This window comes from Clavibacter sp. GW821-FHT01D01 (assembly GCF_059422605.1).
Genome location: NZ_JBWKXC010000001.1, coordinates 163,557 through 172,538 on the forward strand (window position 1 = coordinate 163,557; position 8,982 = coordinate 172,538).

An 8,982-nucleotide genomic window follows, 5' to 3' on the forward strand; every position below is an offset into this window, starting at 1 on the left:
ACTCGGGACCCCCCCCCCCCGGGTCCCGCCCTCCTGTGCACGAGCGGAACGCGCGTCTCGCGGTCTCCCTAGGCTCGGCGCCGACGCGGCATGCTCCGCGGGCCCCCATCGGCCCGGGCGATGCCGCGGTCGCCATCCGACGAGAGCACCTCCACGCGGATCGGCCATGCCCCTGGCGTGATGCCGTCCGCGCGCTCACCCACCACCCCACCTGAGAGAAGCACCCGCATGCGCACATCCCGGATCTCCGCCCGCCTCCTCGCCGCCGCCCTCGCGACCCTCGCGCTCGCGGGCGCCGCCGTGGCATCGACCCCGCCGGAGGCGGCCCAGGCCCAGGGCGGCTACCGGGTCTGCGGCACCTGGGACTCCACCAGCGACACGGGTCCCGGAACGCAAGGGACGCACATCGGGTCGGGGCTCGTGACGAAGGTGTGGGTGAAGGGCGGCCAGACCTGCGCGAGCAAGGTCGGCTTCATGACGACCTTCTACGACGTCGCCTACCCGAGCTCGTTGGCGCTGAACTCCTTCCGGATGAGCAGGTGCGAGGACTTCTCCACGGCGATCGGCGGGCACGGCTGGGACGTCTGCTTCAACATGGACGTGAACAAGATCTACAAGTACAGCTCCGTCGCCGACCTGTGGCACCCGGTCAAGCACCCGTCCCTCTCGTTCTGGCACATGTGAACCCGCGCGGCTCGTGAGCGCGGCGGCTCGTGAGCACGCCGACGGCCAGGCTCCGCCTCGGAGGACGGCCGCCGCCGCCCAGGAGCCGCCGTCGCGATCACCCGCCGACGGTGGCGACGACCTTCCCGCGGACGCCGCCTCTGCCGAGCGCGGAGAGGGCCGCGGGGATCTCGTCGAAGGCCACCACGCGGCCCACCCACGGGCCGGATCGCTCCGGACTCGACGAGCGCCGTGATCTCGCGCAACTGGGATCCGCTCGCCTCCATGAAGAGGAACGAGTAGCGCACGCCCCGCCGGCGCGCGGCCCGCCGGACCTTCGCGCTGAGCGCGGCGATGACCGCGCGCAGGAGCGGGCTCAGCCCCGCCGATCGCGCGAACGCCGGGTCGGGCGGACCGGAGATGCCGACGACCTGGCCGCCGGGCGCGAGGACGCGCAGCGACCGGTCGAGGGTGTCGCCGCCGAGGCTGTCGAGCACGAGGTCGTAGCCCGACAGCTCGTCGGCGAAGTCCGCGGAGCGGTGGTCGACGACGACATCGGCACCGAGCCCGCGGACGAGGTCGGCGTTCGCCGCACCCGCCGTGGTGGCGACCGTGGCGCCGAGGTGGTGGGCGAGCTGGATCGCGATGGTCCCGACCCCGCCCGACCCCGCGTGGACGAGCACGCGCTGCCCGGGTCGCACCGCCCCGCGCACGACGAGGGCCTGCCACGCGGTGAGGGCGACGAGCGGCAGCGAGGCGGCCTCGACGAACGACAGCGCCTCGGGCATCGGCGCGAGGTCGCCCTCGGCGACCGCGATGCGCTCGGCGAAGGTGCCGATGCGGCCGTCGCGCACGCGGCCGTAGACCGCGTCGCCGACGGAGAACCCGCGCACCCGGTCGCCGATCCCGATCACGGTCCCGGCCACGTCGTGGCCGAGCGTCGTCGGCAGGCGCAGGGGCGAGATGGTCCGGAACTCCCCGGCCCGCAGCTTCTCGTCGAGGTGGTTGAGCCCCGCGGCCTCGACCCGGACGAGGACGTCGTGCGCGCCCACCTCGGGCTCGGGCACGTCCTGGATGGTGGCGGGCTGGCGGTAGCGGGTGAGGACGACGGCCTTCATGATGCTCCTTCCGGTTCGGGGCGGGGCGCGACGGGGCAGGGCGCGGGAGGGACGCGGGCGCACCACCACTCCTACCGATCTTGCTCAATCATGAGCCTAGTCATCCATCAGGTCACGAGCCGCCGCGCGGCGTGCAGCCCGCAGCGGCATCCGGGCATGATGATCGAGGCGACGCAGCCCACCGGGGCTCGCGGGACGCCGACCGCCCATCGCACCGCCCCGGAGGATCCATGCTCATCGAACCCGTCGACGTCGCCCGCGCCCACGTCAGCAGCCACGTCGATCCCGAGGACTTCGACGCGTTCTGGGCCGACACGCTCGCGGAGGCGGCGCAGCACGACCTCGACGTGCGGCGGACGCCGGTCGAGACCGACCTCGCCCTCGTCGACGTGCAGGACGTGACCTTCGCCGGTTCCGGCGGGACCGACGTGCGGGCCTGGCTCCGCACCCCCGCCGGCGCGACCGGCCCGCTCCCCACCGTCGTCTCCTACGTCGGCTACGGCGGCGGGCGGGGCCGCGCCGAGGAGTCGCTCATGTACGCGGCCGCCGGCTACGCGCACCTGCAGATGGACACCCGCGGCCAGGGATCCGTGTGGAGCACCGGCGACACGGCCGACGACCACGCCTCCGGACCGCAGATCCCCGGCTTCATGACCCGCGGGATCGGCTCGCGCGAGACGTACTACTACCGCCGCCTGTTCACCGACGCCGTGCGGGCCGTCGACGTGGCACGCTCGCTCGAGGTCGTCGATCCCGCCCGCATCGCGGTGCAGGGCGGCAGCCAGGGCGGCGGGCTGGCGCTCGCGGTCGCCGGCCTCCGCGACGACCTCGCCGCGGTCTCCGCCTACGTCCCGTTCCTCTGCGACATCGAGCGGGCCGCGCGCATGACCGACGCCTACCCCTACCGCGAGGTCGCGGACTACCTGAAGACGTACCGGGGCCGCGCCGACGAGGTGCACGCCGTGCTCCGCTACTTCGACGGCGTCGCGTTCTCCCGTCGGGCCACCGCGCCGGCGCGCTTCTCGGTCGCGTTCATGGACGCGATCTGCCCGGCCTCCACCGTCTACGGCGCCTTCGATGCGTACGCGGGCGAGAAGGAGATCGCCGAGTGGGAGTACAGCGGCCACGAGGGCGGCGGCATCGACGACGAGCTCGGCACGCTCGCGTTCCTCCGGCAGCGCCTGGCCTGAGTCGCGGGGCGGGCGCGGCATCCGCGTGCGCTCCGGATCCGCCGCCCGGATCATGCGCGCGACCCGCCCCGGCGTCGGGGGATCCGCGTAACCTGGGAGCACCTCGCCGGTGGAGCGGGCGGAGCGGGAGGACGTCATGCCCCGGCCCCGCATCCGCCCCATGAAGCCCTCCAAGCCCGGCGCCCCGCCGCCCTCCGTCGCCGCACGCGTGGCCGCGGATCCGGCGCAGAAGGAGGTGCTGATCGAGGAGTCCCTGCTGCTCGTCGGCGTCGCGCTCCGGCTGCAGATGGAGAACCTGATCATCCTGCGCACGCTGCGGGAGCGCCGTGCCTTCGACGAGGAGTCGCTCATCGAGGCGCTCCGCGGCGAGCTGGCCGAGCTGACGGGCGAGAAGCGCGGCGAGGCGGAGCGGCTGCGCATGGCCCGCGACCGCGCGGCGCTGCGCGAGGGCAAGGGGAAGCGGCCCGACGACTACCGCGAGGGCGACGTCCCGGGACTCACCCTCCGTGCCGAGATCGCGGAGGAGATCGTGGAGCGGCTCGGCGCGCTCCGCCGCGACCCCGTCGCGCTCCGCGAGGTGCTCCTCATCGCGCGCGACTCCGCCCTCGAGCAGATCGTGCGCGCACGGCTCGCGCCGCAGCTGCTGCCCGGCGCCGTCCCCGAGGAGGGGCGCGAGGACCGCGTCGCCGAGCTGCGCGACGAGCTGGCCCGGCTCGCGGCGGACCGGCAGCGCGCCGTCGCGCGTGCCGGCTCGGACGACGCCGGACCGGAGCGCGACCGACCGCAGCGGGACCGCCCGCGCGCCGGCGGCCGGGGGCGCGCGAAGGTCTGAGGGCGGGCGGGGGCGCGGACCGGGCACCCGTCACCCGCCATCGGTCAGGCGGAGAGAGGTTCCGGAGTCGGATCGCCCCGGCTCAGGGCGCGAGCGCGAATCGCGGCTCGACGCGCTCGCCCGTGGCGGCGTCGGCCGCGAGGCTGCCGATGAGCGGCGCGAACTTGGCGCCGTGGCCGGAGCAGGGCGACACGATCGTGATCCCCTCGACCCGGTCGATCACGAAGTCCTCGCTCGGCGTGCTCGTGAACAGGCACGTGGCCTCGGCGTAGGGCACGGGCTCGACGCCCGGGAGGTTCCGCCGCACCCAGTCGACGACGCGGGCGCGGTTCGCGGGATCCACGCGGCCGTCCTGGTGCGCGGCCGACGGGATCACGCGCCCGCCGTCGAACTCGGCGACCTTGTGCCCGCGGCCCTCCACGTCCCGGCCGCCGGGCAGCGCGTAGACCTGCATCAGCTCGTCCATGTGGATGGAGGTCGGCACCGGGCGCGGGCCGTCCATGTAGGCGAAGTGGAACACCTGCTCCTGGCGCACGCGCAGCGGCGGCACGCGGTCGAGGGCCGCCCGGGGCAGCGGCAGGGCGCCGAGGAGGTCCGGCAGCCAGCCGCCGGCGCCCACCACCACGCTGTCGCCCGTGACGCGCCGACCGTCGTCGGAGACCACCACCAGCCCCGCGCCGACCCGTTCGACGGACGCGGCCGTCCAGCCCTCGTGCACGACGGCGCCGTGGCCGACGGCGAGGTCGAGCATCGTGCGCACGGCGGCCTCGGCGTCCACGACGCCCGCGGCCGGGTGCCAGAGCACGTCGGAGTCGAACGCCATCTCCGGCCAGCGGTCCTCGGCGGCGCGCGCGGTGAGGAGCTCGTGGTCGATGCCGACGCGCTCGAGCACGCGCGCGAGCTCCGCGGGGCGGCGGACGAGGCCCGAGTCGACGGATCCGGTCGGCGTCACGAGCCGTCTGCCCGTGGTGCGCTCGAGGCGGTCCCAGAGCACGCGCGCGTCGCGCACCAGGCGCACGTAGAAGGGGTCCTCGTAGGCGTAGCGGAGGATGCGGGCGGATCCGTGCGAGCTGCCGAGCATGCTGGCCGGCCGGTCGCGCTCGAGCACCGTGACCTCATGGCCGCGGCTCGCGAGCTGCCACGCGGTCGCCGCCCCCGCGAGCCCGGCGCCGATGACGACGTGGTGCGATGCGGTCGCCCGGGCGCCGCTCGTCCTCGTCTGCCGTGCCGTCATCGATCCAGGCTACGTCGACAGGGAGCCGGCACCCCGGTCGCTCGGGCAGCCGTGAGGGGTCCGGGCACGCAGCGGAGGCGGGCGATCGGCGCGGAGACGGCGGAAGGCCGGGATCCACGCGGACCCCGGCCTCCCGACGACGCGGCGGGCGCCCGCCGTGGCCGTACGCCCAGCGGCTACTTCGCGAGGAAGTCGAGCAGGAGCTGGTTGACCTCGGAGCCGTGCGTCCAGAGCATGCCGTGCGGGGCGCCCTCGAGCTCGACGTACTCGGCCGACGGCAGCGCCTTCGCGAACTGGCGGCCGGTCGCGTCGATCGGGAGCACGTTGTCCGCCGTGCCGTGCACGATGAGCGTGGGCACGTCGATGCGGGGGATGTCGGCGCGGAAGTCGGTGAGCCAGGTCGGCTGCGCCCAGACCGAGGCGTGCGGCGACGCGGCGTAGGCGAGGGCGGTGTTGGCGGTCAGCGCCTCCTGGCTGAGGCGCGAGCCGAGGTTCTCGTCGGTGTTGAAGAAGCTCTGGAAGAAGGCGGTGTAGAAGGAGTAGCGGTCGTCCTGCACCGCGGCGAGGAAGCCGTCGAAGACCTCCTGCGGGACGCCGGTGGGGTTGTCGTCGGTCTTCAGGAGGTAGGGCTCGAGCGAGCCGAGGAACACGGCCTTGCCGATGCGCTCGGACCCGTAGGCGCCGAGGTAGCGGCCGACCTCGCCGGTGCCCATCGAGAACCCGACGAGCACGGCGTCCTGCAGGTCGAGGGTGTCGACGAGGGTCTTCAGGTCGGCGGCGAAGGTGTCGTAGTCGTAGCCGACGGTGGGGCGGCTGGAGCGCCCGAAGCCGCGGCGGTCGTAGGTGATGACGCGGTAGCCGGCCTCGAGGAGCGCCGCCGTCTGCTTCTCCCAGGAGGACCCGTCGAGGGGGTAGCCGTGGATGAGCACGACCGGTCGGCCCGTGCCGTGGTCCTCGTAGTACAGGTCGATGTCGGTGCTGTTCTCGGTGCCGACGGTCACGAATGCCATGAGCTTGTCCTCTCGATGAGACGAAGGCGGAGAACGAACGTTCTCCGGTGTGCCCACCTTAGGGGAACGATCGTTCTCCGCGCAAGGTAGGATCGGTGCATGGCAGATGGACGATCGGCGGGCATCCCGGGCGCGACGGTCGACGCGCCCGACGGGCCCGGCGCGACCGCCCCGGCCCCCGCCCGCGCCCCGTCGACGGGAGCCGCGCCCGAGGTGCGGCAGCGCATCGTCGCGGAGGCCGACCGGCTCTACTACGGCCGCGGGATCACGGCCGTGGGCATGGACGACCTCCGGGCCGCGTCCGGCGTCTCGCTCAAGCGGATCTACGCCGAGTTCCCGTCGAAGGAGGCCGTCGTCGTGGCCGTGCTCGAGCACCGCCACGCGATGTGGACCGACGGCGTCGCCGGCCGCGTCGCCCGCGCCACCGCTCCGCGCGAGCGCCTGCTGGCGGTCTACGACTACCTCGCCGACTGGTTCGACGAGGACGACTTCCGCGGCTGCGGCTTCATCAACGCGTTCGGCGAGCTGGGCGCGGTCTCCCCCGCGGTCGCCGACCTCGCGCGCCGTCACAAGGCATCGTTCCAGGCCTACGTCGCGGGCCTGGTGCGCGACGCCGGCGCCCCGACGGACCTCGCCGACCAGCTCGCGATCCTCGCGGAGGGCGCGCAGACCACGGCCGCCATCTCGGGATCCGCGGAGCCCGCCCGCCACGCCCGCCGCGCCGCCGAGGTGCTCATCGACGCCGCGGTGCGCGCCGCCTGACCCGCCCCGCACGACCGGATCGTCGACGCCGGGGCGCCGGGCATCCGCTGCTCAGGCGGGGAACAGCCGCAGCACGAAGGCGACGGCGCCGACGGCGCCGCCGACGAGTCCCGGCACGAGGATGCGGCGTGGCGGCCGCTCGCGCGAGACCATGCCGAAGGACAGGATCCGCACGGCCGTGACGGCCACCGCGACCATGCCCAGGAGCTGGAGGACGAGGAGCGCCGTCCCCACGGCCTCACCCACGGGCTCGCCGCTGCACCCGGATCGCGCGCAGCACCGCCCAGCCGAGGCCCGCCAGTCCCAGCACGACGAAGAGGCCGGCGCCGAACCAGGCAGGGACGCCGCCGCCTCGACCGCCGAGGGTCGACAGGTCGGGCACGAGCCCGACGATGAGCAGCCCCAGCATCAGCGTGAAGGAGGCGATGCCGGCCAGGGTGCGCACCTTCGCGGCCTCGACCTCGTGCGCGTCCCCCGAGCCCATGCCGCCTCCACTCGTCCCGCGCCGGATCGCCGGACGCTCCCCCATCCTGGCCGACGCGCGTCCGGGAGGATGGACCCATGACCGCACCCGTCACCCTCACCGCCCGCGCGCTCCTCCTCGACATGGACGGGACGCTGGTGGACTCGACCGCGCTCGTGGAGGAGATCTGGACCGGGCTCGCCGTGCGCTTCGGGCACGATCCCGCGGAGCTGATGCGGCGGATCCACGGCGTGCGCGCCGCCGACAGCATCGCCCGCTTCGCGCCCGCCGGCAGCGACGTGCCGGCCCTCCTCGCCGAGCTCGACCGTCTCGAGCTCGACGGCAGCCCGGCCACCGTCGAGATCCCGGGGGCGCGCGACCTCGTGGCCGCCCTGCCCGCCGGCGCCCACGCCCTCGTGACGAGCGCCGGCCCCGACCTCGCGCGTGCCCGCCTCGCGGGCGCCGGGATCCGCGTGCCCGACGTCGTGGTGTCGGCGGACGACGTGACGGCCGGCAAGCCGGACCCGTCCGGCTACCTGCTCGCGGCGTCGCGCCTGGGCGTGGATCCCGCCGACGCGATCGTCTACGAGGACGCCGAGGCGGGCATCCGCGCGGGCCTCGCCGCGGGCATGCGCGTGGTCGTCGTCGGCGGCCATGAGAGCGACGCCACCGTCGGCCTCCCCCGCGTCCGCGACCACCGCGGGACGACTGTCGAGGTGCGCGACGGGATCCTCACGATCACGCTGCCCGCCGGGTAGGCGCACCGGCTCCGGCGTCCCGCCCGGGCGGTACCGGATCGTGACCACCTGGCCTGTGGACGACCGGCACGCACCACCCATGGTGGTTACGGTCGGCCGCAGCGAGCGCCGCTCGCCGCACCAGCCGTGGACACCGAGCACAGGACAGACGATGACGTTCATCTCCGCCCGCACCACCCGCACATCCCGCCCCTCCCACCCGCACCGGGGCGCCGCGCGCGTCGCCGTCGGCGCCCTCATCGCCCTCGGGTTCGTCGTCGCCGCACCCGGCGGCGGCGCGTTCGCCGTCGTCCCGGACACGCCGCAGGCGCGCGTGGCGCGGTCGATCGAGCAGGGCCACCTCGTCGACGACCTGGCCGCGGGCCGGATCACCGAGGCCGACCTCACGACCGTCGCCGCGACGGGCCTCGACGTCGGCGGCCGCCGCATCGAGAACTGGGTCGATCGGACCGCGGCCCAGGACGCCGCCGTGGAGCGCACCCTGAGCACCCCCGCGGGCCGGGACCTGGTCGCCGCACTGCGCACGGCGCCGTCGTCGCCCGACGAGGCCGCCCCGACGCAGCCCGCGGGCCCACCGAGCGTGCCCGGCGCATCGGGTCCGCGCGGCGTCGTGACGGCCGACCACTGGTGGAGCCACATCCACCTGCCGACGATCAGGAACCAGACCGTCTACCTCTCCAACGCCGTCGTGCGGGCGATCGTGGTGTCCGGCGTCGCCGCCGTGACCGCGGCCGTGTGCATCCGCTTCCGCCTCTCGAAGGGCAACTGCGCAGCTCTCGGCGCTTTCCTCCTGGGCGGCAGCGAGTTCGTGCGCACCAGCGGCATCTGCCAGGCGCGCGGGGCCTACGTGGTGCTGCCCGAGGTCTGGCGGTCGCACTGCGCCTGACCCGCTGACGACAGCGCGGGGCGGGAGGTCGCTCACACTGCTGCCGGACGAGACCGGAGTGGTCCC

10 protein-coding genes and 1 pseudogene are annotated in these 8,982 nt (G+C 74.8%); 6 read left to right on the forward strand and 5 right to left on the reverse strand.

What is annotated here, in order from left to right; translation table 11 throughout:
• Window positions 1-228: 228 nt before the first annotated feature.
• The gene (locus AC07VC_RS00805; protein WP_317230425.1) at window positions 229-684 is read left to right on the forward strand and encodes a hypothetical protein; all 456 of its coding nucleotides are present in this window, start codon (window positions 229-231) and stop codon (window positions 682-684) included.
• A gap of 97 nt (window positions 685-781) precedes the next feature.
• Here AC07VC_RS00805 and AC07VC_RS00810 read toward each other — a convergent pair.
• Window positions 782-1,781 (reverse strand): annotated as a pseudogene (locus AC07VC_RS00810) (NADP-dependent oxidoreductase).
• A gap of 230 nt (window positions 1,782-2,011) precedes the next feature.
• On the opposite strand from AC07VC_RS00810, the gene AC07VC_RS00815 reads away from it, so the two are divergent.
• The gene (locus AC07VC_RS00815) at window positions 2,012-2,971 is read left to right on the forward strand and encodes an acetylxylan esterase (RefSeq protein WP_494674788.1); all 960 of its coding nucleotides are present in this window, start codon (window positions 2,012-2,014) and stop codon (window positions 2,969-2,971) included.
• A 136-nt stretch (window positions 2,972-3,107) separates the two neighbouring features.
• Complete coding sequence (locus AC07VC_RS00820) at window positions 3,108-3,803, forward strand: hypothetical protein (RefSeq protein ID WP_494674787.1); 696 nt, start codon at window positions 3,108-3,110, stop codon at window positions 3,801-3,803.
• A gap of 82 nt (window positions 3,804-3,885) precedes the next feature.
• Here AC07VC_RS00820 and AC07VC_RS00825 read toward each other — a convergent pair whose 3' ends face one another.
• Together AC07VC_RS00825 and AC07VC_RS00830 are read right to left on the reverse strand one after the other, a co-directional pair.
• Window positions 3,886-5,037, reverse strand: coding sequence for an FAD-dependent oxidoreductase (locus tag AC07VC_RS00825; protein ID WP_494674786.1), 1,152 nt, complete (start codon window positions 5,035-5,037; stop codon window positions 3,886-3,888).
• Window positions 5,038-5,213: 176 nt separating this feature from the next.
• Window positions 5,214-6,047, reverse strand: coding sequence for an alpha/beta fold hydrolase (locus AC07VC_RS00830; protein WP_317229132.1), 834 nt, complete (start codon window positions 6,045-6,047; stop codon window positions 5,214-5,216).
• 99 nt (window positions 6,048-6,146) lie between these two features.
• Here AC07VC_RS00830 and AC07VC_RS00835 point away from each other — a divergent pair, with 99 nt between their 5' ends.
• Window positions 6,147-6,809, forward strand: coding sequence for a TetR/AcrR family transcriptional regulator (locus AC07VC_RS00835; protein WP_494674785.1), 663 nt, complete (start codon window positions 6,147-6,149; stop codon window positions 6,807-6,809).
• Between the two features lie 51 nt (window positions 6,810-6,860).
• On the opposite strand, the gene AC07VC_RS00840 is transcribed toward AC07VC_RS00835, so the two are convergent.
• Both AC07VC_RS00840 and AC07VC_RS00845 read right to left on the reverse strand, forming a co-directional pair.
• On the reverse strand, window positions 6,861-7,055 hold the full coding sequence (locus AC07VC_RS00840; RefSeq protein ID WP_494724445.1) for a hypothetical protein: 195 nt from the start codon (window positions 7,053-7,055) through the stop codon (window positions 6,861-6,863).
• Window positions 7,048-7,293 (reverse strand): hypothetical protein, encoded by a 246-nt coding sequence (locus AC07VC_RS00845; RefSeq protein ID WP_494674784.1) that lies wholly within the window; start codon window positions 7,291-7,293, stop codon window positions 7,048-7,050. The genes AC07VC_RS00840 and AC07VC_RS00845 overlap by 8 nt, the downstream gene beginning before the upstream one ends.
• A gap of 77 nt (window positions 7,294-7,370) precedes the next feature.
• Here AC07VC_RS00845 and AC07VC_RS00850 point away from each other — a divergent pair, with 77 nt between their 5' ends.
• Window positions 7,371-8,030, forward strand: coding sequence for an HAD-IA family hydrolase (locus tag AC07VC_RS00850; RefSeq protein ID WP_494674783.1), 660 nt, complete (start codon window positions 7,371-7,373; stop codon window positions 8,028-8,030).
• A gap of 151 nt (window positions 8,031-8,181) precedes the next feature.
• The gene (locus AC07VC_RS00855) at window positions 8,182-8,916 is read left to right on the forward strand and encodes a hypothetical protein (RefSeq protein ID WP_494674782.1); all 735 of its coding nucleotides are present in this window, start codon (window positions 8,182-8,184) and stop codon (window positions 8,914-8,916) included.
• The last annotated feature ends 66 nt before the right edge of the window (window positions 8,917-8,982 follow it).